This window comes from Psychrobacter sp. CX16 (genome assembly GCF_057396245.1).
Genome location: NZ_JBXYJF010000009.1, coordinates 50,864 through 76,074, shown reverse-complemented (window position 1 = coordinate 76,074; position 25,211 = coordinate 50,864). Strand labels below are relative to the sequence as shown.

At 41.0% G+C, this 25,211-nt stretch carries 22 protein-coding genes; 12 read left to right on the top strand and 10 right to left on the bottom strand.

Features of this window, described 5'->3' with window-relative positions; all coding sequences use genetic code 11:
• The 8 genes from AC2SLM_RS05130 (at position 1) to AC2SLM_RS05095 (ending at position 10,065) form a co-directional block, all read left to right on the top strand.
• Positions 1–942, top strand: coding sequence for a glycosyltransferase family 2 protein (locus AC2SLM_RS05130; protein WP_486552448.1), 942 nt, complete (start codon positions 1–3; stop codon positions 940–942).
• Between the two features lie 6 nt (positions 943–948).
• Complete coding sequence (locus AC2SLM_RS05125) at positions 949–2,049, top strand: EpsG family protein (RefSeq protein ID WP_486552447.1); 1,101 nt, start codon at positions 949–951, stop codon at positions 2,047–2,049.
• Positions 2,046–2,927: a glycosyltransferase family 2 protein gene (locus AC2SLM_RS05120; protein WP_486552446.1), complete on the top strand. Its 882-nt coding sequence runs from the start codon at positions 2,046–2,048 to the stop codon at positions 2,925–2,927. The genes AC2SLM_RS05125 and AC2SLM_RS05120 overlap by 4 nt, the downstream gene beginning before the upstream one ends.
• Positions 2,928–2,965: 38 nt before the next feature.
• The gene (locus AC2SLM_RS05115) at positions 2,966–4,372 is read left to right on the top strand and encodes a mannose-1-phosphate guanylyltransferase/mannose-6-phosphate isomerase (RefSeq protein ID WP_486552445.1); all 1,407 of its coding nucleotides are present in this window, start codon (positions 2,966–2,968) and stop codon (positions 4,370–4,372) included.
• Between the two features lie 181 nt (positions 4,373–4,553).
• Positions 4,554–5,387, top strand: a complete 834-nt coding sequence (locus tag AC2SLM_RS05110; protein ID WP_486552443.1) for a glycosyltransferase family 2 protein — start codon at positions 4,554–4,556, stop codon at positions 5,385–5,387.
• 215 nt (positions 5,388–5,602) lie between these two features.
• Positions 5,603–6,742, top strand: a complete 1,140-nt coding sequence (locus AC2SLM_RS05105; protein ID WP_486552442.1) for a glycosyltransferase family 4 protein — start codon at positions 5,603–5,605, stop codon at positions 6,740–6,742.
• Positions 6,743–6,823: 81 nt separating this feature from the next.
• Positions 6,824–8,386 (top strand): sugar transferase, encoded by a 1,563-nt coding sequence (locus AC2SLM_RS05100; RefSeq protein WP_486552440.1) that lies wholly within the window; start codon positions 6,824–6,826, stop codon positions 8,384–8,386.
• Positions 8,387–8,607: 221 nt separating this feature from the next.
• Complete coding sequence (locus AC2SLM_RS05095; RefSeq protein ID WP_486552439.1) at positions 8,608–10,065, top strand: capsule assembly Wzi family protein; 1,458 nt, start codon at positions 8,608–8,610, stop codon at positions 10,063–10,065.
• Positions 10,066–10,148: 83 nt separating this feature from the next.
• On the opposite strand, the gene galE is transcribed toward AC2SLM_RS05095, so the two are convergent.
• Positions 10,149–11,228, bottom strand: a complete 1,080-nt coding sequence (gene galE, locus AC2SLM_RS05090; protein WP_486552437.1) for a UDP-glucose 4-epimerase GalE — start codon at positions 11,226–11,228, stop codon at positions 10,149–10,151.
• 165 nt (positions 11,229–11,393) lie between these two features.
• Here galE and AC2SLM_RS05085 point away from each other — a divergent pair, with 165 nt between their 5' ends.
• Positions 11,394–12,599 carry an amino acid aminotransferase gene (locus tag AC2SLM_RS05085; protein ID WP_486552435.1) on the top strand — a complete coding sequence of 402 codons (1,206 nt, stop codon included), beginning with the start codon at positions 11,394–11,396 and terminating at the stop codon, positions 12,597–12,599.
• Between the two features lie 572 nt (positions 12,600–13,171).
• Here AC2SLM_RS05085 and AC2SLM_RS05080 read toward each other — a convergent pair.
• Positions 13,172–14,761, bottom strand: a complete 1,590-nt coding sequence (locus tag AC2SLM_RS05080; protein WP_486552433.1) for a Na+/H+ antiporter NhaC family protein — start codon at positions 14,759–14,761, stop codon at positions 13,172–13,174.
• Between the two features lie 419 nt (positions 14,762–15,180).
• On the opposite strand from AC2SLM_RS05080, the gene AC2SLM_RS05075 reads away from it, so the two are divergent.
• The 3 genes from AC2SLM_RS05075 (at position 15,181) to modB (ending at position 18,434) form a co-directional block, all read left to right on the top strand.
• Positions 15,181–16,374, top strand: a complete 1,194-nt coding sequence (locus AC2SLM_RS05075; RefSeq protein ID WP_486552431.1) for an amino acid aminotransferase — start codon at positions 15,181–15,183, stop codon at positions 16,372–16,374.
• A gap of 162 nt (positions 16,375–16,536) precedes the next feature.
• The gene (gene modA, locus AC2SLM_RS05070) at positions 16,537–17,592 is read left to right on the top strand and encodes a molybdate ABC transporter substrate-binding protein (protein WP_486552429.1); all 1,056 of its coding nucleotides are present in this window, start codon (positions 16,537–16,539) and stop codon (positions 17,590–17,592) included.
• A gap of 140 nt (positions 17,593–17,732) precedes the next feature.
• The gene (gene modB / locus AC2SLM_RS05065; protein ID WP_486552428.1) at positions 17,733–18,434 is read left to right on the top strand and encodes a molybdate ABC transporter permease subunit; all 702 of its coding nucleotides are present in this window, start codon (positions 17,733–17,735) and stop codon (positions 18,432–18,434) included.
• Between the two features lie 69 nt (positions 18,435–18,503).
• Here modB and AC2SLM_RS05060 read toward each other — a convergent pair whose 3' ends face one another.
• The 8 genes from AC2SLM_RS05060 to torD form a co-directional block, all read right to left on the bottom strand.
• Positions 18,504–19,034, bottom strand: a complete 531-nt coding sequence (locus AC2SLM_RS05060) for a molybdenum cofactor biosynthesis protein MoaE (protein WP_486552426.1) — start codon at positions 19,032–19,034, stop codon at positions 18,504–18,506.
• Positions 19,035–19,115: 81 nt separating this feature from the next.
• Positions 19,116–19,358, bottom strand: coding sequence for a molybdopterin converting factor subunit 1 (moaD, locus tag AC2SLM_RS05055; protein WP_486541452.1), 243 nt, complete (start codon positions 19,356–19,358; stop codon positions 19,116–19,118).
• A 65-nt stretch (positions 19,359–19,423) separates the two neighbouring features.
• Entirely contained in the window at positions 19,424–19,936 is a 513-nt protein-coding gene (moaC, locus tag AC2SLM_RS05050; protein ID WP_486552424.1) for a cyclic pyranopterin monophosphate synthase MoaC, read from the bottom strand.
• 105 nt (positions 19,937–20,041) lie between these two features.
• Positions 20,042–20,773: a molybdenum cofactor guanylyltransferase gene (gene mobA / locus AC2SLM_RS05045; protein WP_486552422.1), complete on the bottom strand. Its 732-nt coding sequence runs from the start codon at positions 20,771–20,773 to the stop codon at positions 20,042–20,044.
• 60 nt (positions 20,774–20,833) lie between these two features.
• Positions 20,834–21,361 (bottom strand): molybdenum cofactor biosynthesis protein B, encoded by a 528-nt coding sequence (moaB, locus tag AC2SLM_RS05040; RefSeq protein WP_486552420.1) that lies wholly within the window; start codon positions 21,359–21,361, stop codon positions 20,834–20,836.
• Positions 21,362–21,411: 50 nt separating this feature from the next.
• Positions 21,412–22,617, bottom strand: coding sequence for a GTP 3',8-cyclase MoaA (gene moaA / locus AC2SLM_RS05035; protein WP_486552418.1), 1,206 nt, complete (start codon positions 22,615–22,617; stop codon positions 21,412–21,414).
• Between the two features lie 328 nt (positions 22,618–22,945).
• The gene (locus AC2SLM_RS05030) at positions 22,946–24,235 is read right to left on the bottom strand and encodes a molybdopterin molybdotransferase MoeA (protein ID WP_486552417.1); all 1,290 of its coding nucleotides are present in this window, start codon (positions 24,233–24,235) and stop codon (positions 22,946–22,948) included.
• A 225-nt stretch (positions 24,236–24,460) separates the two neighbouring features.
• Positions 24,461–25,162 (bottom strand): molecular chaperone TorD, encoded by a 702-nt coding sequence (torD, locus tag AC2SLM_RS05025; protein ID WP_486552416.1) that lies wholly within the window; start codon positions 25,160–25,162, stop codon positions 24,461–24,463.
• Positions 25,163–25,211 lie beyond the last annotated feature (49 nt).

The window sequence follows — 25,211 nt, the reverse complement described above, 5'->3', positions numbered from 1 at the left end:
ATGCCTACAAACTTACCTAATGGTGTCTCTGTTATTATTCCTACTATTAATCGTGCAGACGTATTGATAGATACTATAAACGATATTCTCCAACAGAACTTCGATAACTTTGAAATAATCGTTATCGATCAGTCTGATCAAACTAATAACGAAGCGTTGCAATTATTGGCGGAATCAACAGTACCGCATCGTTATTTTAAAGCTAAGTTTAAGGGCTTACCTCAAGCGCGTAACTTTGGTGCTCAAAAAGCTTCTAAAGATATATTGCTATACATTGACGATGACATACGATGTGATACTAACCTAGTCAAAAACCATTATGATGCTCATTTAAAAAGTGGTGCCCAACTAATAGCTGGTGGTATAACAGAATTGAAAGGAGATAGCTTATCAAAGGCTAAGCCTGGTTCTTTTAGGATGTGGACTGGTACTGCTATACGAAACTATTCATCTAAGCAGCCGGGCTGGTGTTGTCATGCACCTGGAGGAAACTTCTCTATCCTCAAAAGCACCTTTCAAGATATTAGAGGCATTGATGAAGCTTTAAGTACTGGTGCTGCATTGTATGAAGAATCAGAATTTGCACTAAGACTTAAACAAGCAGGCTTTAAAGCCTGGTTTGAGCCAAAGGCACATCTAACTCACCTTGCTGCCCCTATGGGCGGATGTCGTGTGCCTAACGATTGGCCTAAATATATGTATGGTTTAGGTTATAATAGAGCTATTTTGGTGTTCAGACACCTTGCACCTATTTATTGGCCTACTTCTCTAATACGTACGTTATTACTTGGCGTGTCCTATAGTAAATTAGATAAAAGCCCTCGACCCTTTTTTGCTACACTAAAAGGACTGAATAAAGGCAGAAAAGTCGCAAAAATGCCTGCTTTAAACACTCAGCTTGAGGGAGTAGAAGTATCCCTTGACAGTCTAAAAGAGAGTTAATGGATTGTGATTCTTTTTCACTTTACCTTTTATAGCATTGTCTGTGTGACCTTCTTGTTACTTTACTCATATCGGAATAATAAAGCTGCAAAAGCAGGTATGCTGTTGTATGCCTTTATTGCAGTAATATGGTTGTGGGCTACGCTTTCCTTTCGCGAGCCTGCAGGTGACCCTTGGCGATACATGCGAGGCCTTGAGTACATATCAACGTTGAGCTTTAGTCAACTTCTGACTCATGAAGGCCCTATCGGCTTTACTCTACTTAATTGGATTGTGTCATTAGTTAGTATTAAATCTGAGTTCTTTTTCTCTATAATTTACATATTATGTATTGTTCCCCTTTATTTAGCGTTTCGTGAGAAGTACGGTAAAACTGACACCTCTACACTCCTCATGCTCTACTTGCTATACCCATTTTATCTGACTTATCTAGGCAGTGGATTTAAACAAGGTATCGCTTTTGGATTTATGCTTTGGGGGTATAACTGTTTGATCGGCCTAGATAAATCTAAACCAATTAAAGGGTTGTTGTTACTCTTTATTGCTACGTTATTTCATAACTCATTTTTGATAGCTATAGTTGCATTTATAGCATGGCGCTACTGGTTTAAACATCGCTCTATAATGTGGAGTATAGCAATACTCATGCTGTGTATGAGCCTATCAATATTAGGTCTAGTAGAGCCAGTTGTCAGGTTTGCACTGCCAGCTAGTGTTGTAGAAAGCTTAAGTTTTAATGAATACTTTGATGATACATTTACTTCAGGTGCGCACTATCAAAGTTTAAACTATCAAACTGGCTTTAGGTTAGACTTTGCAATATTTACAGTTCTACCTATTGCTTGTTTCTTATTATTAAGACCACCCAAACTAAAAGCTAATCGGGAGTATGATTTTCTAAAAATATACTGCTTATTAGCTAGTGGCTACTTCTTACTGTCATTCATACCTTTTTCAGATAGGGTCGCAGCATTTTCATGGTTTTTGATACCTTATATACTGTATCAAATAATAAATACAAAAAAATATAGTCATGTATTCGTCGCTATAATGTTTATTAGCTACAGTATATTGATGTTGATTTATACCAAAGGATATTTTCAATGATAACTATACTGACACCAACCTATAATCGAGCACATACTTTACCAAAGCTTTATAACTCACTATTAAATCAAACTAATAAGGGCTTCGAATGGTTAGTCATAGATGATGGAAGTACTGATCAGACTAAAAGTCTGATTGAACAATTTAAGGAAGAGGGTTTAATAGATATCCGTTACCTTAAAAAAAGCAATGGAGGCAAGCATTCAGCTCTTAATATTGGCTTTAGTGAGGCTATGCACGAGTGGGTATTAATTGTAGATAGTGATGACTGGCTAAAACCTGACATGGTTGACTTTTTAGTAAAAGAAAGCTCAAAGCTTGATGGATCATACAACTCTCTATCCACTTTGAGAGTCTACGAAGATGACAGTGTTATTGGAACAAAGCATATAGAGTCTCGTGAAAGCTACCTCGATTTTTCAAAAGGAAAAGTTACTGGAGATAAATCTGATTTAATTAGAAAGTCTGCATTACAAGGTTTCTCATTCCCCGAGTTTGAAGATGAAAACTTCATGGCTGAAGCACCAATGTTTCTATGGCTTGGAACTAAAGGTAAAACCAAGTTTATAAACTACGGTGGGTATGTATGCAAATATCTGCCTGATGGTCTAAGTGACAATAGCATTATTAATCGACATCGCTGCTTTAATTCTACGTTATTCGTATATCAATCAATGTATAAAACTTACCCTTTGTTCTCATCAAATAAACATAGAGCCGCTATAAATTGGTGGCGCTTTAGGTTATTTAAAAAATATCAGAACGAAAAGTTTAATGCACCTCTTCTTTATGCACCTCTAGGTTTAGCAATGTACACCAAAGATCAAGTCTTATCGATTCTTAGTAAGCAGAAGCTGATCGATAAGTTAAACAAATAAATTTCAATAACCAATTAAAACTGTCAGAGATACAATCTATGATAACCCCAATAATACTTGCCGGTGGTACTGGTAGTCGCCTATGGCCCCTATCCCGTTCAGCATATCCAAAACAGTTTCTCAACTTGGTTGGTGAATCAAGTATGTTGCAAGCTACATTTAACCGTTTAGAGGATTTGAACTATGAATCCAGTATGGTTATTTGTAATGAAGAACATCGCTTTATCGTTGCTGAGCAATTAAGAGCTCTAAACCTTGCTCCAGATATTTTATTAGAACCTATTGTAAAAAACACAGCACCTGCCGTTGCGCTTGCAGCCTTGCATACGCTAAAAAACTCTGAAGATACTATATTGTTGGTACTCCCTGCTGATCATTCAATACCTGATACAAAGGCATTTAATGATGCTATAAGCAGAGCACTACCTTTGGCCAAGCAAGGAAAGCTTGTGACTTTTGGAATAAATCCCACACATCCTGAAACAGGTTACGGATATATCAAAGTTGGATCAAGTATTGTGAATACAGAAGGCTTCTTGGTTTCACAGTTTGTTGAAAAACCTAATTTAGATCTTGCTAAACAATATATTGCCGAGGGTGACTATTACTGGAATAGCGGTATCTTTATGTTTAGGGCTAAGAGATATCTTGAAGAGCTCCATAAATACCAACCTAGTATATTAGCTGCATGCAAAGACGCAATCTCCACTAGTTACCAGGATCTGGACTTCATTAGAATTAATGAAGAGGAATTTAAAAAATCACCTTCAGACTCTATCGACTACGCTGTAATGGAGAACACTCAAGATGCTGCATTAATACCATTAGATACTACTTGGAGCGATGTAGGTTCTTGGAATGCACTGTGGGAAATATCTGATAAAGATACTCATGGAAATGTTAAAAAAGGAGACGTTTTATTCCAAGAGTGTAGTAATAGCTTTGGGTACGCTAATAGTAAACTGGTTGTGATGTCAGGATTGAAAGATACTATAGTTATTGACACAAAAGATGCAGTCTTGATAATAAATAAAAACAACACTCAAGATGTTAAGAAAATTGTTAACGAACTAAAAGCTGATTGCCGTAAAGAGACAGCGTTACATAGAGAGGTTTATAGACCTTGGGGTAAATATGACTGTATTGACTCAGGTTACCGTTATCAAGTCAAACGGATAACAGTTAAGCCTGGAGAGAAGCTATCAGTACAACTTCACCATCATCGAGCAGAACATTGGATTATTGTTTCGGGTACTGCCAAAGTTCAAATAGATAATAAAGAATTCATTTTGACTGAGAACCAATCCACATTTATACCCATAGGCAGCATTCATTCTTTAGAAAATCCTGGCAAGATTCCGCTAGAGATGATTGAAGTACAGTCTGGTAGCTATTTAGATGAAGATGACATCATTCGATTGTCGGATGAATATGGAAGAGTCTAAACTATAATTAAATATTATTATTTAGCAATAACAGTAATCTACTTCAATTATCTAAAATACATAATTTAATCAGTATAGACTTACTAAAATAAATTATGAATGATTACCATCCGCTCTGAGCATACTTCTAAAGTATCTTTTAAACTAATATGTATACTACTAACAAATTATGGACTTCATAATGAAATTTTCTATAGCAATTTCTCTGTATAATAAGGAGTATTCAATATCGAGATGTGTAAATTCTGTTTTAGCTCAAACATATACTAATTATGAGATAATTATCGTAGATGATGGCTCTACTGATGACTCCCTACTTATTGTTAAAGATGTTTTTAAAAACGAAATTAGTCAAGGCTTAATTAAAGTACTTGAACAACATAATCAAGGCGTTTCAGTAGCAAGAAATAATGCTTTACAACTTTGCAGCTCTGAATATATATGTTTTTTAGATGCTGATGATGAATGGCTACCTGACTTTTTATATAAAATACATCATTTGATTAAGGATTATCCTAGTGCAAACCTTTACTGTTTAGCGCACATGCTCAAAAAAGAGGATCTAACTGCTACTAAAGCCAAGCATGCCCTAAGTGCAGGGTATCGTGGATATGTTGATGACTTTTTTAAAGCTTCATGTAAAGGAAGTGTGGCAAAAAGCTCAAAAGTTTGTGCTAGGAAGTCTGCTATTAATACATTCGGTGGTTTTCCTGAGAGAGCTGTAGCCGGTGAAGACTTATATGTATGGATTCAATTAGCATTATTAGGTCCTGTTGCATGTGAGATGTCTTACTCTTGTATCGTGCATCAAGTTGCTGATAATTCTAGATCTTCTAGAAAACAAAGTATTCCTTATCCATTAATATACTTCTCTAAGTATCCAAAAACAAAAAGAACCAAATCTCTTGATAAATATTTATTTGTTATCTTTTATAAGCATTTTGCTTCATCTTTATTACAATTAAATTTTAAAGAAGCTTATTTACGCTTAAATGCTTATATCAAGTTACTATAAGTTATAATTAAAAGCTTTAATTATATAAAGTTCCAATATTTTTAATAAATATTGACTAAGAGTGTTAAGGCACTTAATAGAGGGTATAAATAGTAAAAAACGTTTAATGTGCATCTCATTGCGCATAGCAGTCTTATAGATGTCTGACGTTTTGACGGTGCAACAATTTTTTGGTTACTAGGTTGCATTACTTGTACCTAAAGTAGGAGAGTAAATTGAAATTTACTATAGTCGCTAACTATTTGCCTCATGTTTTAAATTTTAGAGGCAAGATTCTTGAAACAGTATCAGACTTAGGCTATGAGATTCATATACTTGCGCCTGATTTAGATAGTCATCCTAATGAGTATAAACATTTAAACTCACTTGGCTATCATTTGCACTCAATTCCACTGCAGAGAACTGGCACAAACCCTGTGGTAGATATAAAAACACTTATCTACACTTATAAGTTGCTAATTAGAATTAAACCTGATGCTATTCTCTCATATACCATAAAACCAGTTGTTTATGGCACCTTAGCAGCCTGGCTGGCTAGAGTGCCTAAACGCTTTGTTCTACTTTCTGGTTTGGGTTATGCTTTTCAAGCTTCTGACAAAGACAGTAAACCGACAAAACTACAGCAAATCGTTTACGGCTTATATAAACAATCATTATCAAAAACAAAGGTTATTTTTTTTCAAAATCCAGACGACTTAAAACTATTCGAGCAGCTAAAGTTGATTAACAATAAGTGTAATACGGTAGTTGTGAATGGTTCAGGTGTTGATGTTAGCGACTTTAATGTTGTCGACTTTCCTAGGGATATAGAGGATAAAATTAGACCCTCTTTTCTACTAGTCGCACGTCTTTTAAAAGATAAAGGAATAGTGGAGTATGTGGAAGCTGCGAAGTTAGTAAAGCAAAAATACCCACATGCTGAGTTCCATTTAGTAGGTTGGATTGATGAAAATCCAGCAGCTATAAATCAAGCCCAGTTAGACAGTTGGATAGCCTCGAATGTTATAAACTATTGGGGAAAGCTTGATGATGTTCGTCCTGCTATAGCCAATAGTTCAGTATATGTCCTTCCCTCATATAGAGAGGGTACTTCACGCTCTGTACTTGAAGCCATGGCCATGGGTAGACCTATTATCACTACCGATGCGCCTGGCTGTCGGGATACTATTGTAAATGGTGAGAATGGTTTTTTAGTCTCTATAAAGTCGGTTGATGAACTAGCTAATGCTATGATTAAGTTTATTGCAAACCCTAATTTATATACAGAGATGGGACAAGCATCAAGGCGAATAGCAGAAGATAAGTATGATGTTAAAAAAGTAAACGCTCACATGATTAAAGAAATGAATTTATAGAAACGTTGCACCACATGGATTTAGATATTGTATTAGAATTTATATTTTCCTGAATATCAAACACCTAAATATGGATAACACATGAATATTTTAGTAACTGGCGCAAACGGCTTTATAGGTCAAGCTTTAATAAAAAGTTTATTAAAAAAGACATCATATACAGTTATTGCTTGTGTTCGCCAATCAGTGGAACCTACTTTTGATTGTGAGTATCGCTTTATTAACAATCTTAGCGCCACTACTGATTGGCAAAATATTTTAAAAGATATTGACGTTGTTGTACATTGCGCAGCCAAGGCAAGTGTCTCTAAAAAGGACTTCAATAATTCGTCAAAGTCTCTAAAAGAAATAAATACACTAGCAACTCTAAACTTAGCAAAGCAAGCTGTATATGCAGGTGTACAAAGATTCATTTTTCTAAGCTCAATCAAGGTCAATGGCGAATATAGTTTACCTGACCAACCCTTTACACCAGATATATCAAAAACCCCTACTGATCCCTATGGGTTTAGTAAGTATGAGGCGGAGCTCGGACTAAAAGAAGTTGCTAATAATTCTGATATGGATTATGTGATTATACGTCCTACCTTAGTATACGGAGAGAATGTTAAAGGAAACTTTAATTCTTTAATGAAATGGACTTATAAGGGTATACCCCTGCCTTTAGGTGGTATTAGAAATAATTTACGTAGTTTAGTCTCTGTGGATAACCTAATTGATTTTATTATCAATACTATTGATAACGCCAATGCTAAAAATGAAATTTTTTTAGTTTCCGACGATGAGGATATATCGACTGCCAGTATGCTTAAAGACATTGCATCCGGTTTAGAGGTTAAGAATCGGGCGTTACCTATTCCTCCTGTACTAATTCAAGCTGGAGCACGTCTTTTTGGCAAAGAGCATATAGCCAGAAGACTATGTGGTTCCCTTCAAGTAGACATATCGAAGAGCAAAGAAAAGTTAAACTGGCAACCGAAACAAGGTACTCATGACTCTATTAAAGAAACGGCTAAATCATATAAACTGAATTTAAAAAAAAATGAGAACAATCTAGGTTGGCAAAGACCTCTAGATTTTACATTTTCAGCAACAGGGTTAATAGCTACATCTCCCTTGCTGATAGCCACAACTATTATTGGCTATTTTGACACAGGCTCGCCCCTATTCATTCAAGAACGTGTTGGTAAAGATAAAAAGCCATTTAAGTTAGTAAAGTTTCGTACCATGAAGGTTGATACTGCTTCCGTAGCGAGTCACTTAGCTGATACAAGCTCAATCACTAAACTTGGTAGCATACTTCGTAAAACAAAACTCGATGAATTACCTCAGCTCATTAATGTGTTGAAAGGTGAGATGAGCTTGGTTGGGCCAAGACCAAATTTGTTTAATCAACGTGAACTTATAGAAGCCAGAGATGACAAAGGTGTCTACAATGTTTTACCCGGTATTACTGGATTGGCCCAACTTAGCGGTATAGATATGTCTACACCAGAATTGCTTGCCGAGATAGATAAAGAGATGATTGACAACTTAACGCTAAAAAATTACTTCAGCTATATTATTCGGACCGCACTTGGTAAAGGAAGTGGCGATGCGGTAAAAACCATACCCAAAATTACTGAAAGTACGGAACATTCATAAATCTGTCTATCTATCCCATTATTGTTATTTATCAAGTTTAAATTAGCTGAAATGACTTAATCTGAGTAATTCCAACTATGTAATTTTGCTTTAATTTGAAGTATTATGCTGGCTCAATTAATTTCATTTGTTTTATCTGATGGAAGCCGATTCTAAAGTCTTTCAATGCTATTATTACTCTACCCCTTCAACTATAGAACTTTCTTATTATGAATCTATCAATGAACTATCCCAAAATAAAAACATTAAGCCTACTCATTAGCCTAGGCTTAGTCAGTAGCCTTGCTAATGCACAGAATTTGCAGCTGAACGACATGAGTCTAAAGTCTGAGCTTGATTGGTTACAAGCGCAAGGCGTTATTCAGATTAGTACGAGTACATGGCCTCTAACTGCTAATGAGATTAATCGAGCATTGTCGAACGCAAAAGTTCAGACTACTGAGCAGCAGCAAATTATTCAATCTGTACGTTATACACTGAGTAAGCAGCCTAAGTCATTAGTGAATACTAAAGTATCTGCCTATGGTCAAACCAGCAGAAAGCAACTACCTCAAAGCTTTGCTGATGATAAGATGGCAGACTTCGGGGCCCGCGCTCAAGCAGGGATGAGTAAAGATGATTGGGAGTTTAATGTACAGGTTAACCTAAAAGATGACGATTTAATTGATGACGATGATGTCAGCTTTGAAGGGTCGTACATTGCGGGTAAATATGCTAATCAATGGCTGATAGCTGGTCAAATACCCACATGGTGGGGTCCTGGTAATGATGGTAGTTTAATCCGTGGCGATGCAAGTCGCCCTGTCATGGGGGTTACCATGCAGCGTGATACGCAAGCGGCACCAAGTAATCGCTATCTAAACTGGATTGGCCCATGGCAATATCAATTATTCGCGGGTCAGCTTGAGGATTATAAAGCAGCTGATGATGCAAAGCTGATTGGCATGCGTTTGACAGCGAACCCTACGGATTGGTTAGAGCTTGGTGCATCGCGTAGCTTTATGTGGGGTGGTAACGGTCGTCCTGAAAATTGGGATTCGTTTTGGGATGCATTAAAAGGCACTAGTGATAATACAGGTAATCGTACTAGCGACCCCGCAAACCAGTTAGGTGGCTTTGATGCTCGAATTAACCTAGCCCCTTTGATTAAAGCACCTGTAGGCGTGTATGGACAATATATTGGTGAAGATGAAGCGGGCGCATTACCTGCAAAAAACATGTACCTTGCTGGTGCTGATTATGCCTCAAGCTTTAATACTGAACAATTTGGTGCGGTGCCTTACCAACTATATACAGAGTGGACAGATACTCGAACCAGCGGTGATGTAGAAGGTATTTCTTATAATCACTTTATTTATACTGATGGCTACTACCAACAAGGCTATCCTTTGGGTTATGCATTAGGCGGAGACACTGAAAGCATTGCTGTTGGCGGCAAACTGTGGCTGGATAATCAGAACTTTATTACTAGTAAAATGCAGTATGCCAAAGTCAACCAGTCTAACGGTACTAATAACAAATCTTTCCCTGAAGCAGATAAATTAAAAGTATTAGATGTTGCATGGGAGCATCAACTAAATCCAAAAACCTTGATTTCAAGCCGTGCTTGGGTATCTGATTCTGATATTCATTCAACAGATATCGGCGGCGGTATTGGTATTGAGTTTAATAACTTTTAAACGTTAAGCTTAGATTATCAAATAAAAAACAGCTGCTAAATTAAAATTTAGCGGCTGTTTTTTATTGCCTACTATCAGGGTTTTTACTTATAGCCGTCAGGGTTCTTACTCTGCCAGTGCCAACTGTCTTTACACATATTCTCAATCGTTAGTTCAGCCTCCCAGCCCAATAAAGCTTTTGCCTTATCAGCCCCTGCATAACAAGCAGCTATATCACCTGGACGTCTAGCACTTATCTGATAAGGTACCTTTTGACCTGTTGCTGTTTCGAAAGCGTCTACTAATTGTAGAACCGAGCTTCCATTACCAGTCCCTAAATTAATCGCCTCAAAACCCAAACCTGTCTTAGATGCTTGCTGACTCTGCTCTAGATAGTCTAAAGCAGCCACGTGTCCTTTAGCTAAGTCGACTACATGAATAAAGTCGCGTACGCCTGTACCATCAACCGTATCATAGTCCCCACCAAAGACACTTAACTGATTAAGCTTACCGACAGCGACTTGGCTAATATAAGGCATTAAATTATTGGGGATACCATTAGGGTCTTCCCCGATTAACCCTGAGCTATGTGCCCCTACCGGATTAAAGTAACGTAGACACGCAATATTCCAACTAGGTTCTGCTTTAGCTAAGTCTTGTAAAATATATTCAACTGTTAGCTTGGATTGACCATAGGGATTGGTGCAAGATCTGGGTGCTGTTTCAGGAATTGGTAAGATTTCAGGATCGCCATACACCGTAGCTGAGGATGAGAAAACAAAGTTTTTCACATTATGCGCTTGCATTGCCTCTAATAAGACCAATGTACCGCTAACATTGTTTTTGTAGTATTTAAGTGGCTGTGCTACTGACTCACCAACCGCCTTTAATCCTGCAAAGTGAATAACACCGAAAAAGTCATGCTCTGAAAACACTTGATTTAACAGCCCACCATCAAGCACATCCCCTTTTATAAAAGGTATCTCTTTACCCGCAATTTGTTCAGTACGTTTTAATGCCTCAAGATGACTGTTTGATAAATTATCATAGACCACCACATCATAGCCTGCTTCAATTAGCTCGATACAAGTATGTGAGCCAATATAGCCGACGCCACCAGTGACTAATATTTTATTAGTTTGATTGTTATCAGTCGTTGCATTTTCAGTATTGGTTAAGGTCATAGAATGGTCTCCCTATTTAAATTATTATAAAAATGTTCATTACGTCTTACATTATACAAGCTATTTGTTGATAAGTGAGGAAACTAAACAATCTTAGATTGAGTTAACCCTCATTCTGGTTTATCCTTTGTATGCTATGACTCACCAACCTGTAAAGGATAAAATATGTTTGATCGTGTCGATTATTACCCTGGTGACCCCATTTTAGGTCTTAATAAAAAATTTGCCACTGACCCAAACCCTAATAAAGTCAATCTTGGTGTGGGCGTGTATTATGATGAAGACGGTAAATTGCCGGTACTGGACTGTGTAAAGACAGCAGAACAACGTATCGCAGACCCTATCACTCCGCGTCCCTACCTACCGATGGAAGGCTTGCCTGGACACCGTAAAGCGTGCCAAGAGCTATTATTTGGTAAAGGTGCTCAAGTACTAGAAGACAAACGTGTGGCAACCATCGCCACAGTGGGCGGCTCTGGGGCGCTTAAAATCGGCGCAGAATTTATCAATGAATGGTTCCCTGATGCCAAAGCCTATGTCAGTGACCCAACCTGGGGCAACCACATCTCTATCTTTGAATACAGCAATGTGCCGGTGGCTAAGTACCCGTACTATGACAAAGCCAGCAACAGCGTCAAATTTGATGAGATGGTGGCCTTCTTTGAAACCTTGAATAAAAATGACGTCGTCATCCTGCATCCTTGCTGTCATAACCCTACCGGTATGGACTTGACACCCGCGCAGTGGAACAAAGTACTCGAGGTCATCCAAACCCGTGAATTAATCCCGTTTATGGATATTGCCTATCAAGGATTTGGCGAAGACATGGACAGCGATGTGTATGCGATTCGCAAAGCGGTCGAAATGGACTTGCCACTGTTTGTCAGTAACTCATTTTCTAAAAACTTATCATTATATGGGGAGCGTGTCGGCGGTCTATCTGTCGTCTGCCCGACCGCTGAGCTTGCCGATAGAGTATTTGGTCAATTGCAATTTACGGTGCGCCGTACCTACTCAAACCCACCGTCACACGGCGGTCATATCGTCGATATCGTGATGAATGATGACGCGCTATATGAGCAATGGGTCAGCGAAGTGTATGGTATGCGTGACCGTATCAAAGCCATGCGCTTAAAGCTTAAATCAGTGCTTGAAGCAAAAGTACCTGGTCGTAACTTTGACTATCTGACTACCCAAAATGGTATGTTTAGCTTCACTGGTCTCACACCTGAGCAAGTCGAACGCTTAAGAGCGGAGTTTGGAGTGTATATGGTGTCCAACTCTCGTATGTGTGTGGCGGGACTCAATACCAGTAACATCGACTATGTGGCGAATGCGATGGCGGAAGTGTTAAAGGACGATGCTAATTAAAGCTTAATACTTTTGATATTTCTAATTTTTTAATATCTGGGCTGAACAATGAATTTGTTCAGCCTATTTTGTTAATCTCAACCGAAAATCCCCCCAGCCCTCCTTTAAGTAATCCTCCCCAACCCTCCTTTAAAAAAGGAGGGGGCTTAAATCCATCCCAGCCTTGCTTTAAGAAATCCTCCCCAACCCTCCTTTGAAAAAGGAGGGAGTTAAAAAATCCATCCCAACCTTCCTTTGAGAAAGGAAGGGGCTAAAAAATCCAGCGCAACCATTCTTTGAGAAAGGAAGGCGTTAATTCAGACTACGAGGTATAGTGGTAAGAGATAGGATGTGACCGCTAGCCCAGATTGCAGCGAATATCCTGCCTGACGGTGCAAATTGCGATGGCTGGGGGTTGGCTGGCACGCGAAGCAAGTGACAGTCAACGCCCACTTGCCAACGCTGTGCACAGACGGGCAGATAGTAGCGTAAAGCTGGATCAGCTCCTGTTGTATTATCGCCTTCATACTGTTAATACGATGCATTGCACCCGTTTAGTGTGGCAGGTTGATGGTTATTGTTGGGTGTTATTGTCATTGATCGTTATAAGGATTGGCTAGGGTTTTGGGTTGTTTTTGACTAATGGTAAAGCCGGTAAAGCCAAATATCAGGGTCAATAACAAAGACAAGTAACAAAAGAACGCATAAGGCAGATAATCCAATACCGGAACGTCTAACGCTTGGCTAATAAATACCCCGCAGACACTCCACGGCACTAACGGGTTAATCACCGTGCCGGCATCTTCGAGGGTACGCGATAAATTCTTCGGATGGAGGTTGAGACGCTCAAAGGTCGGTCTAAACGCGGTACCCGCTAGCAACAGACTCAAATACTGCTCGCCAATCAATACGTTGACACTTAGTGCAGTCATGGCGGCGGCAAATATGGCTTGCCCTGCATTGGTTAAGGTATCGTGTAGCCCTGATAACAAAGCAGGTAAGATACCCAAGGCTTTTAGCAGTCCGCCTAAGCTTAACGCCAATATCACAATGGTCTGGGTAAAGAACATACTTTGCACCCCGCCCCGTGACAACATATCGCCGACCTCACCCAATTCTAACGACTGCCCAGAGGGGCCGGTTGGCGTATAGCCTGCAAAGAAGTAACCACCCAATTGCTCGATGCTGAGCGTGCTGTGGCTAAATGTAATGACTAACGCGGTGAGGATAGTGGCGATAATAGTGTAAATGGCGTTGACGCGCAGTAGGGCCAATACGATCAATACCACAAACGGCAATACCGCATAGGGGTGTACTAAGCCGCTGTCGATCAATTGTGCTTGCAGGACGGTGACTTTACTAAGACTGCCGCTTTGGCTAAGTTCGCTTGCTTGACTGAGAACCTCGCCTTGCGCCAATGCCGAGACTTGAGCCAATTCTGGACTGTGAGTCTGCCCTGAGAATAGCCAAAATAATGCGACACTGATCAGCCATGCCGGTACGGTGGTATATACCATATTGCGAAGGTGCTCGAATAAATCAATACCGACCACAGACGAGGCGATAGTGCCCGTATCTGATAGCGGCGACATTTTATCACCAAAGAATGCGCCAGAGACCACCGCACCCGCCGCTATCGCAACATTGGCATCAAAGGCATGGCTCATGCCGATAAACGCAACGCCCAAAGTGGCGACGGTGGTAAGACTACTGCCCAAGGCAATACCGATAATCGAGGTCAATACAAACGCTGAGATATAATAAAAGTCAGGTGAAATCAGCTCAAAGCCATAATACATCAGGGTCGGAATAGCGCCAGACATCATCAAAGCAGCCACCATCAGTCCGATAAAGAAAAACAGATAGATGGCCCCAATACCACTCATCACCCCTTCTGCCATGTGGGCTTGCATTTGCTGAAAGCTTAGACCTCGAGTCTTACCGATAAAGAATAAGAAGCAAATCGCCAATAGCAACGACAAGTGAGGCACCCAGCCAAAGCCTATCATGGTGATACCCATAATCAATATCACTAGGCCAGCAATGATAAGCGCCCATAGTGGCGTGGGCAGTGGACTTTGCGGCGGACTGGGCGGGCGGCTGTGTGGCGCACTTTGCGGTTGAGTGGACTGGTTTAGATCTGGGGACGGTTGTTGTGCGGTGTCTGTCTGCGCTGTCGTCATACACGCTTCCTCCTGTTGACCCAATAATGAAATGACGGGTATTTTTTGCTTCGGGATTTATTGATAGATTTGCTATTTTGTAACGGCTGTTTTGCTTTGGCTATTTTGGGTTGTGTCAGTTTTAGTGTTCTATATTTCGAGCTATGTTTTTGAGCTATGCTGTCGAGCTATCTATCTACCTATATTGCTACCTATATTAGTACCTATATTAGTACCGATATTGCTAACTATAGGTTTGGACACTATGTTACGGACGCATCATAGCAATTATCACTAATTTTACCTATACTTTAATCATAAACCCAAATCATAATCTCAATAGTTATATTGATAACAATAAAGTGGCTTATTGTTGCTCAATGCGGCTCATGAACGTTATGAAGGGCAATAAAGGGCAACGTAAAACGTAAGGTTCTAAAATGTTTAAACATGTCGAGTTTTATGCAGGTGATCCCATCTTAGAATTGGTGGGTCAATATTTGGCGGACACCAATCCTAATAAAGTAAACTTGGGGGTTGGTATATACTTGGATGAGCACGGTCAGCTACCGGTACTAAAGTGCGTGAAGACAGCAGAAGCACGTCTGTCCGATCCTATTGTTCCGCGTCCTTATCTGCCGATGGAGGGACTGGTCGGCTTTCAAAAAGCCTGTCAAAACTTAGTGTTTGGTAAAGATGCGGAAGTATTACAACAAAATCGTGTCGCGACTATTGGCACAGTCGGAGCCTCTGGCGCTTTGAAAGTCGGTGCGGAATTTATCGATGCTTGGTTCCCAAAATCAAAATGCTACGTGAGCGACCCAACTTGGGTCAATCATGTTGCTATTTTTGAAGGTAGCGGTGTTGAAGTGGGTAGCTATCCTTACTATGACACAGAGACGGGCGGACTTAAATTTGAGGCGCTGATCGCCTTCTTTAAGAGCCTGAATAAACACGATGTGGTGCTGATGCATCCGTGTTGTCACAACCCCACTGGCGTTGACTTGACCCATGAGCAATGGGACACCGTACTGGAAGTGGTGAAAGAACGTGAGCTTATCCCCTTTATGGACATTGCCTATCAAGGCTTTGGTGAGGACTTAGACAGCGATGCTTATGCGATTCGCAAAGCGGTAGCGTTGGGCTTGCCAGTGTTTGTCAGTAACTCATATTCGAAAAACCTGTCTTTGTATGGGGAGCGAGTCGGTGGCCTGTCTATCGTCTGCCCGTCAGAGGATGAGGCGACGCGGGTGTTTGGGCAACTGAAACTTGTCGTACGCCGTCTGTACTCTACTCCGCCATTCCACGGAGAGCATGTGGTCAATATCGTCATGAGTGACGATGCGTTGTACGAGCAATGGGTAGGTGAATTATATGCTATGCGAGATCGCATCAAAGCCATGCGCTATAAGCTCAAGTCGGTATTAGAAGCTAAGCTACCTGCTCATAACTTTGATTATCTGACGTCTCAAAAGGGGATGTTTAGCTTCACCGGCTTGACCCCTGAACAGGTCGATCGGCTACGAGAAGACTATGCCATCTATCTATTGGCCACTTCTCGGATGTGTGTCGCCGGCTTAAATACTCATAATGTCGATTATGTCGCGAATGCGATCGCAGAAGTGCTGCAATAGTGATGTCGCGATACTAAATTAGGCACTTAACTTTTTATTCGATTAAAGACGTCAACATGGGTTTCGCTGCGCTACACCACCCGCTAGACATTTTAGTAGTTCGCTGACTAGAACTATTCTTGTTTTGCGTCAGTTTTAATCCCAATATTATCTAGGTGACCTATGTTCGCCCTATTGACTCATAAACCACCGCTAACCTCTAAGCCAACCATAACCCTGACGTTGCGTCTAAAACAACTGGTATTATTGCCACTGGCTGTCATGATTGCTAGCTGCTCAAACGATCAAGCCAGCAATCAGAACAGCTTACAGAACAATAATCAATCTAGCATTCATAACAACAGCGATAACAGCACTGCCACGCAATCTCAAACAAAGCCAAAAACAGTTGAGCATAACACCAGCGAAGACACTGAGGTTTTGCGTATCGCAGCAGCGGCAAACTTAGCAGGTGTATTACCATCTATAATTGATGAGTATAATGAAAACCATTCAGCTCAAGACTCAGTAAAGGCAAATGATAATACCCATATAGAGGTTACCTATGCGTCCTCTGGCAAGCTGTACGCTCAGATTAACTCTGGCGCACCTTATGATATTTTTTTATCAGCGGATCAAAGTTATCCGAAAAAATACGCTCAGCAGCACCAGAAACAATCAGAGCAAGGCTCGTTAGCGCAGTCTTATCAGCCCTTTACCTACGCGCAAGGTCAACTGGCGTTATACAGTAGCAAGCATCCGTTAAATAATAAGCAAGAGGCAGATAAGTCTAAACTTAGTAGTACGCAAGTGAATCAGCTGCTTTCGAACGATATGGCAACTCAGCCGACATTGAAAATTGCGATTGCCAATCCAGAACTCGCCCCTTACGGCGCATCAGCCAAAGCATTTTTGGAACAGCAAAGACTCTATCAAACCTTAAGCGCTAACAAAAATATCATTCAAGCAGAAAATATCAGCCAAGCCTTTCAATATACGCATACCGCCAGTACCGATTATGGCTTTGTTGCGCTATCACAATTAGTCAGTGCCGATATTAATTCCAGCCAATATATCCCTTTGGCACCGGACAGTTACCCTGCCATCCTACAAGATGGTATTGTTATCAGTCAGCACCCAAAGGCGGTTGAGTTTAGCCAGTACTTACAGTCTAAACCTGCTCAGCAGGTGTTTTCTAAAGCCGGATATCTGCCTATCGACAAAGGTGCCATTGAGTAAATATATGATTGAATGATAAACAAATTTTCTCATCTTTAGACTTTCATCTAATGGTCTACTTAATATGGCGTAAACCGTTATAATAGGGTTTCTGTGCACACTTTTGTAGAACTTTGACCCATTGATAGTCGGTTGACGCTATGTCATTACTCTCGCCCTCGCTTGCTGATATGTTGCTTCCGTTATGGCTCAGCATCAAGCTTGCGAGCGTCACCACTTTTTGCCTACTGATATTTGCGACGCCACTGGCTTATTGGCTAGCTAAACCGTCATCAAATAGCATAATCGCTCGACTAAAAATCATGTTAATGGGCATCATTGCCATGCCACTGGTATTACCACCCACAGTATTAGGTTTTTATTTACTGCTCCTGTTAAGTCCAAAATCTGGACTGGGTCAATGGCTCATTGCGCATGATATTGGCGCACTGGCATTTACTTTTGAAGGCTTGGTTATTGGTTCTATTATCTACTCCCTTCCCTTCTATATGCAGCCGGTCTACGCGCAATTTTTACGCATTCCAAAAAGCGTCAATGACATGGCTCGATTGATGGAAGCCAATAGGTTACGCCGATTTTGGCGTGTGGCTCTACCCCAAGCCAAGTCAGGTATTATTCTGGGTAGCTTGATTAGCTTTGCGCATACGATTGGTGAGTTTGGTGTGGTGCTAATGATTGGTGGCAGTATTGCCGGTGAGACCAAAGTCATCTCTATTGCCATTTACGAGCAAGTCGAAGCGTTAAACTATGGCATGGCACATACCATGTCGTTATTATTGATTGGGTTTGGGGTTGTTTTGGTTGCCTTGATTGCCAGTATAAATAAAAAAGCTCAGCTCTAAAAAAGCCCAACTAGGCTCTAAGCTGAGCTTTAAAAATACTTTGAGAGCTTACAATCTAGCTGGCACTCTTTAACCATTATTACTGAGCCATTTTGACGACTCATCTTGATAGAACTCTTGTTTCCAGACAGGAATATCTGCTTTAATCGTATCCAAAATCCATCTGCAAGCATCAAAAGCAGGATAGCGATGCTTAGATGAGACACCGACCCATACTGCCATATCGCCAATCTCTAATGCACCAATACGATGAATGGCGACTGCGTTTTCGATATCAAAACGGCGTTTGGCCTCTTCAATAATCAATTTACCTTGGTTAATGGCGAGTTGCTCATAGCCATAATAGGTCAGACTTGTCACCTCACTACCATTATTATGATTGCGCACCCAGCCCTCAAAGGTTGCTAACGCACCACATTCTTCATCTTCCAAACAGTCTTTGAGACGCTGACCATCAATCGTCGTATCAAGTAGAGCAAACCCTTGCTTTTCGGCAATCGCATAAACCTCATCCACGCTTAAGCTAATTTGGCTAGACTGTTGATGTGCATCCTCAGTAGATACAGGTGTTTCAGCTTTATTTGACTCTAAATTAGACATGGCTTTTTGTTTACCTTGTGGTTCTCAAATGCTTTTATTTGATTAACCGCTTATTTGTATTAATCGTCAGTTATTGGACGATTAACCACCAGCGACCGGCGGAATAAAGGCAACTATATCACCTTCGTTAATCGTATCATTCCAGTCCGCAAATTCATCATTAATCGCGACTCGAACTTGTGAGCTGTCAAGCTCAAACCCATGCTCTGATTGAAGCTTGGTGTAGAGGTTAGGCAAGCTGATTTGACTGTCTAAAGTAAGTACTTCTTGTCCCTTCTTAGCTTTGTCCGCCAAACTGGCAAAATATAATACGGTAATATTCATAATGTTCTCTTTCATCTTATCTGTATTAAGTAGTACACGCTTTTAAACTGGCTATAAAAAAACCATTACGCTTGATAATCTGACTTACCACCTGTCTTGGTCACCAAACGAACATCATTAATAATGATGTCGTGTGATAAGGCTTTGGTCATGTCATAAATAGTCAAACAGGCCACGCTTACGGCAGTCAAAGCTTCCATTTCAACGCCTGTCTTGTGCGTTACCCTCACCGTACCTTGTACTTTGATGGCGCTTTTGTCATCATCATACTCAAAGCTTAAACCAATCTTATCAAGGGGTAGTGGGTGACATAACGGAATCAAATCATGAGTGCGCTTGCTTGCCATGATGCCTGCGATATGAGCGGTTTGGGTGATACTGCCCTTTTTGGTCTGCCCATCTGCATCCTTAATATGCTGATAAATATCAGGTGGAAAAATCACATAACCCTGTGCTACCGCCTCACGCGTCGTCACTGTTTTATGCCCCACATCAACCATGTGAATGTCGCCATCGGCGTCCAAATGCGATAGCTGTTTATCGCTTAAGGCGTGTTGGTTGTTTTGCTTGTTTGACATAGGGCTTGCTCCGACACTTAGGGTCAAATCGTATTTGATAAAAGGTAAATTTTTGGCGGTTGTGACAAACCAGATTGCGCTTAAAGCTGTATAAGCAACGTTTATTTAAGCAAAATAGTGCTCGCAGGCGAGTTTAAATTGCTCAGGTGTGTTGAGATTAGATAAGCGATCCCAAGATTTTGGCATATCGATAGTATGGCAAATAGGGTTGATAAAGCCCATCACTCGGCGCTCACCTGCATCCAAATAGGACTTTAACCCCTCCGTAAGTGACAACTGATACAGCGCCAACAAAGGATATAAACGCTGTTTTTCGCTCAAAGCATTTTTTGCCAAGCAGTATACCTTTCGGGGATTCACTCCAGCCGTTTCTTGTGTGATATTACGCTGATCAGTTATACAGTGCCAAACATCGATTGCCGAAATTAAGCTATCGCAACTAATAACCATCAACCACTTTGAGCGCTGCTCTTTCTCATCACTTTTCGAATGAGGGTTATCCGCCATAACATACTGTAAGCCTGAAACTATGGCGCCAAGTGGTCCTGCTGAGTGCTTAGCTTGAGCCTTTTTATTGCTACTTTGCGGTAGATAATCTTGCACATAGCTTACTTGGGCATTGCTGGTACTGACAGCCGGCTGAAAACCTTGCTCATTATCAGCAATCACCACTGGCACACCAAGCTGACTGGCATGTCGTACATGATAATCTATTAGCGTTTCGCCCGATGGTAGCGTTAATAGGGCTTTAGGCGAGCCCATACGTGTGGATAGCCCGCCTGCCAAAATTAATACCCCTGCTAGATTATCTAGTGTAGCTGCCTGTTTGCTTGTCATATCACCGATATCTTCACTTTAATGTCTTCGCTAACAATATATTAGCCAATGACTGCACTATTAATCGTGACTTGGATTCACACGCATTAAATGTGGCACAAAGTTACATGGGCGGGTTTGACTGTCTAGCTGCTCTTTAATGATTTTAGTCCAGCCCGTACGACAAGCACCTGATGATCCCGGTAAGCAGAAAATCACTGTGTTATTGGCCATGCCAGCGACAGCACGGGATTGTACGGTAGACATGCCAATCTCTTCTTTTGAGATAAGGCGAAACATTTCACCAAAGCCATCAATGGTCTTATCAAATAAAACGCTCACCGCCTCTGGCATACTGTCACGGATATAAAAACCGGTACCGCCGGTCGTAATCACAGCATGCACGTCTGGGTCTGCAATCCAGCCACTAATCACCGCACGAATTTTGTAAATGTCATCGGTAATTAACTGACGGTCCGCTAATTGATGACCGGCCTCTTGCAGTGAATCGGCCAAATATTGACCCGACGTATCTTCTGCTAAGGTGCGACTATCAGATACCGTTAAAACGGCAACCTTTAACGGCGTAAATTCTTTTTGTTTTGACATAATAAGTCCTCTAAATACTGACAGTTAACGGTGCTCAGCAGATAATTGCTTTAGCCACCAATCATAGATAAATTATTCATAATACCGCTGTTCGACTCATCTAAATGATGATGCTCTGGCTTAATTGGCATGAAGCTGTGTAGTACAGCCATCAGTCCATTCACATCTTGGTTTTGTAAGTAATCACGAATATCGTAATTACCTTGGTCAAACAAGCAAAGATGCACTTTACCTAAGCTGCTGACACGCAGGCGGTTACAGCTCTCACAAAAGTGCGGCGCATACGGTGCAATCATACCGATACGACCCACATAATCAGGATGGCTATACTCAATCGCCGGTCCGTCGGTCTGACCTCTTTGCTGAGGTGTCCATCCATTTTCAAGCAAATATTCTGTTATTAATGCGGACTGCGCATGCTGCGCAAAGAACAAATCGCTGTTGTCACTGGTCTGCATAAACTCAATAAAACGATACGTCACTGGTCTGGTTTTAACAAAATCCAGTGCTGACAACAAGGTCTCATAAGCAGTGCTTTCCATCAGCACGCCGTTGAGTTTTAGCTTAATATCTGTGGTTTCAAGCAAGGTATCTATGTCTGCCAACAGGGTTGGTAACATATTAAATCCGGTTATCTTCTGGAATACTTTAGGGTCAAAGCTATCGATACTAATATTTAACTGATCAAGCCCTGCCTCATTCCAAGCTTGCAAATGCTTGCCAAGCTTATAGCCATTACTGGTCATGGCAACGGTTTCGATACCGTCGGTTTGCTTAATTAAGCGAATGATGTCGGTCACATCTTTACGGATAGAAGGCTCACCGCCTGTGATACGCACTTTTTTTGTGCCCACATTGGCAAAGGCTTCTACCAGTACCTTTATCTCGTCGATGCTTAGCTCGTTTTTAGGTCGCTTACCTTGATAGCCATCTGGCAGACAATAGTCACAGCGAAAGTTACAAAAGTCAGTGATAGACAGACGCAAGTAAGTTAAACGACGTGAAAAGCCATCAGTTAATAGCCCTTTATTGTCATTGCCGACAGAGTCTGGCTTTTTATTGTGAGCCGTAGTGCTGCTAATATGATGTTTGGTGTTAAGCGATGGCGTATCTAAGCCACTTTTGAAGGCAGTGATAGGCGAATGCCGCCCATCTGAATATAGAGATGAAGGGTGGTCCTGACCATCAAATAGTGCTGACTTTAAAGAAGGGGTGTACAGCCTAGCTTGCCCTAGGTTGGCATTAAGATGGTTCATATTAGGTACCGTAATCATTTGAATAAAGTGTGCTCTAAGCGTTGCCTCAGGTTGTGGATGAAAAAAGCAAAGATTAAAAAAAATAAACTAAGGATAATCTATCTTGATTACCCCCGTTTGATGCTGCAAATTTGTATGCCTTATTATAACAGGTTGATGCTGTTTAAATACTGACCCTAAAGATAAGGGCGACATCCCCCTTTATACTACTTTAGTAGTCGTTCATTCATATGATACGAAGGGTATAATTTTGTACTTAACTTTTAATTAGCAGCTTAGTACCCAGTTAGATTCATTAACCCCGCTAGCTAGGCAATAAATAGATTGTTTAAGACCAAGGGAAAGGTTGTACGGTGACAGTCTCGCCAGCACTTAAGCTGCCTGAATCTTTTGGCAATACAATCAAGCAATTGGCCAGACTTAACTGTTTGATACGGTGCGAATCTTGCTTACCCGCAGGACTAACGACCAAGTCACCATTGTCATCACGGCTTAAAATACCACGTTGATAATCGGCACGACCTGGTGACTTTCTAACGTCGGTCGTAAGCGTCGCTTCCACTTCTAATGACAGCGGTAAATGCTGTTCATTAACACCAGACAATCGCCATAAGGCCGGAATAATAAACTGCAGCGCCCCGACGACTGATGACAATGGATTACCGGGTAGACCAAAATAAAGCACCGGCGTCTGTAAATCTTTAGTCAGTTCACCGAACACAAATGGTTTGCCTGGTTTCATGGCCACTTTGTAATGATTAATCTGACCCAATTCTTCAATCACTGTGGTCAAAAAGTCGTAATCACCCACAGACACGCCCGCCGTTGATATCAGCACATCACACTCTTGCATCGCACTAAGCACTGCCTTTTGAGTCATCTCTAAATGGTCAGGAATGATGCCATAGTCGTGTATCACTACAGGTAAGTCTGCAAGCATACTTTTAAGCGTTGGCGTATTTGAGTTATAAATTTGCGCCAACGTCTCAAGTGGCTCACCGACTGTGACGAGTTCATCTCCCGTTGCTAAAAGGCCAACAACCAAGGGTTTATAAACGACTACCTCACTGATACCAAGATTGGCCAATAAGCTGATGTCCGCTGGGTTTAGGCGCTTGCCTGCGTGTAACACCACTTCACCGGTTTCAATCTCTTCGCCCTGCTTGCGAATATTCTTATCGACTTCGGCTGTCTTAGTAAGCGTAATCTGATACGGCTGTGATTTATCAATGCTGTCTTTGATAGTTGCAAAATTGGTATTTTCTTGCATAACAACCGTGTCACAATCACTCGGCACCACAGCACCGGTGAAGATACGCACGCCCTGCCCTGCTTCTAACTCACCACTAAAAGCAGCGCCCGCTTGTGATTCACCGATGATGTCAATTGTAGTGTCTTCATTTAACTCGCTGCCTTTAGCAATGGCATACCCATCCATAGCAGAGATATTTTGACGCGGTACATCAAAGGTCGATGTCACATCTTGCGCCAAAATATGATTTAGACTGGTCAACAGTGCCATCGTCTGTGTTTGTCGATTAGCAGCAGGCACATCACTCTCATGATAAGTTTGGATACGCTTGGTAATGGCAGCTTGTAACTCTTCTACGGTAATCACGGTAACAGACTCTCTTAATCAGATAGTATTATTTAGTATGAAGGGGTTTAATGTAAAAGGGTTTAGTATGAAAGAATTTTACGGCATTATTTTCCTTGTCTGACTGCGATTTATCTTATTTTTATCACCATTTTCAAAATGAGGACACGCCCTAGTCAAACAGCCGATTAGTGACTCAGCTTACTATATTATTTGATACGGCCAATACCTCTATTGTATAGCTTGTTATGACAACTCGTTAATCATCTCTAGCATCGCCGCTTTATCTTCCTGCACAAAATGCTGCAATAAGTCAGTCAACGCCGGATAGATATCCGTTTTGACCCGAATCTTTTGGCAACGCGCACTAAACTGCGTTAGCCAGTTCAATAAAGCATCTTCTAAAAAGGCTGCCTGCTCTTTTGCTATGCTCGCAATATTTTTTTCATCGTCAGCACTAGAGTGAATCCAAACCGACATCACATTCAAATACACACTGATATGATCTTTTGGCTCACGAAAGTCTGGATGCAAACTGAGCTGATGCGTATCCAAAAATTGACCCATTTGTTGGGCAGGCTTGCCGTATAGCATGTTATCGGCATCGATATAGTAAGAGGCATACGGCGGTGCGCTGTTTTTATCACTAAGCAGAAATATCTGAGCAAAATCTGCTGCCAACTCGATAAAGCGATCTGATTCAGGGATAACCTGAAGATTATGAATCGCTTTTTTAAGGCGCGTACTTTGCGCCTCTAACCCCAAATCGCTAAATATTTGATGTAAATCCGTATAGCTGTTTGGTAAATCTGCTACCGCAGTCTGACTGAGCTCATGGGCAAACACATCGGCGAACCAACGATAAAGCGCAGCACGGGCATTGTTTGCAGCGTGCCACTGTTCTGTCGTTATCTGTTCTGTGCTAGCTTGTTCTGTTGCTGTCTTCATAATTATTTCCGGTAAGATGAGCGCATTGAATTAAAGCCGTCATGATAAT

Bases quoted from the DNA above. Each gene is read 5' to 3' on its own strand.
- mobA (WP_486552422.1), bottom strand. From the start codon at position 20,773: ATGACAAGCAAACAGGCAGCTACACTAGATAATCTAGCAGGGGTATTA.
- moaA (WP_486552418.1), bottom strand. From the start codon at position 22,617: ATGAACCATCTTAATGCCAACCTAGGGCAAGCTAGGCTGTACACCCCT.
- AC2SLM_RS05110 (WP_486552443.1), top strand. From the start codon at position 4,554: ATGAAATTTTCTATAGCAATTTCTCTGTATAATAAGGAGTATTCAATA.
- AC2SLM_RS05100 (WP_486552440.1), top strand. From the start codon at position 6,824: ATGAATATTTTAGTAACTGGCGCAAACGGCTTTATAGGTCAAGCTTTA.
- AC2SLM_RS05085 (WP_486552435.1), top strand. From the start codon at position 11,394: ATGTTTGATCGTGTCGATTATTACCCTGGTGACCCCATTTTAGGTCTT.
- AC2SLM_RS05060 (WP_486552426.1), bottom strand. From the start codon at position 19,034: ATGTCTAATTTAGAGTCAAATAAAGCTGAAACACCTGTATCTACTGAG.
- AC2SLM_RS05080 (WP_486552433.1), bottom strand. From the start codon at position 14,761: ATGACGACAGCGCAGACAGACACCGCACAACAACCGTCCCCAGATCTA.
- AC2SLM_RS05075 (WP_486552431.1), top strand. From the start codon at position 15,181: ATGTTTAAACATGTCGAGTTTTATGCAGGTGATCCCATCTTAGAATTG.
- AC2SLM_RS05095 (WP_486552439.1), top strand. From the start codon at position 8,608: ATGAACTATCCCAAAATAAAAACATTAAGCCTACTCATTAGCCTAGGC.
- AC2SLM_RS05115 (WP_486552445.1), top strand. From the start codon at position 2,966: ATGATAACCCCAATAATACTTGCCGGTGGTACTGGTAGTCGCCTATGG.
- moaB (WP_486552420.1), bottom strand. From the start codon at position 21,361: ATGTCAAAACAAAAAGAATTTACGCCGTTAAAGGTTGCCGTTTTAACG.
- moaC (WP_486552424.1), bottom strand. From the start codon at position 19,936: ATGTCAAACAAGCAAAACAACCAACACGCCTTAAGCGATAAACAGCTA.
- galE (WP_486552437.1), bottom strand. From the start codon at position 11,228: ATGACCTTAACCAATACTGAAAATGCAACGACTGATAACAATCAAACT.
- AC2SLM_RS05120 (WP_486552446.1), top strand. From the start codon at position 2,046: ATGATAACTATACTGACACCAACCTATAATCGAGCACATACTTTACCA.
- moaD (WP_486541452.1), bottom strand. From the start codon at position 19,358: ATGAATATTACCGTATTATATTTTGCCAGTTTGGCGGACAAAGCTAAG.
- modA (WP_486552429.1), top strand. From the start codon at position 16,537: ATGTTCGCCCTATTGACTCATAAACCACCGCTAACCTCTAAGCCAACC.
- modB (WP_486552428.1), top strand. From the start codon at position 17,733: ATGTCATTACTCTCGCCCTCGCTTGCTGATATGTTGCTTCCGTTATGG.
- AC2SLM_RS05130 (WP_486552448.1), top strand. From the start codon at position 1: ATGCCTACAAACTTACCTAATGGTGTCTCTGTTATTATTCCTACTATT.
- torD (WP_486552416.1), bottom strand. From the start codon at position 25,162: ATGAAGACAGCAACAGAACAAGCTAGCACAGAACAGATAACGACAGAA.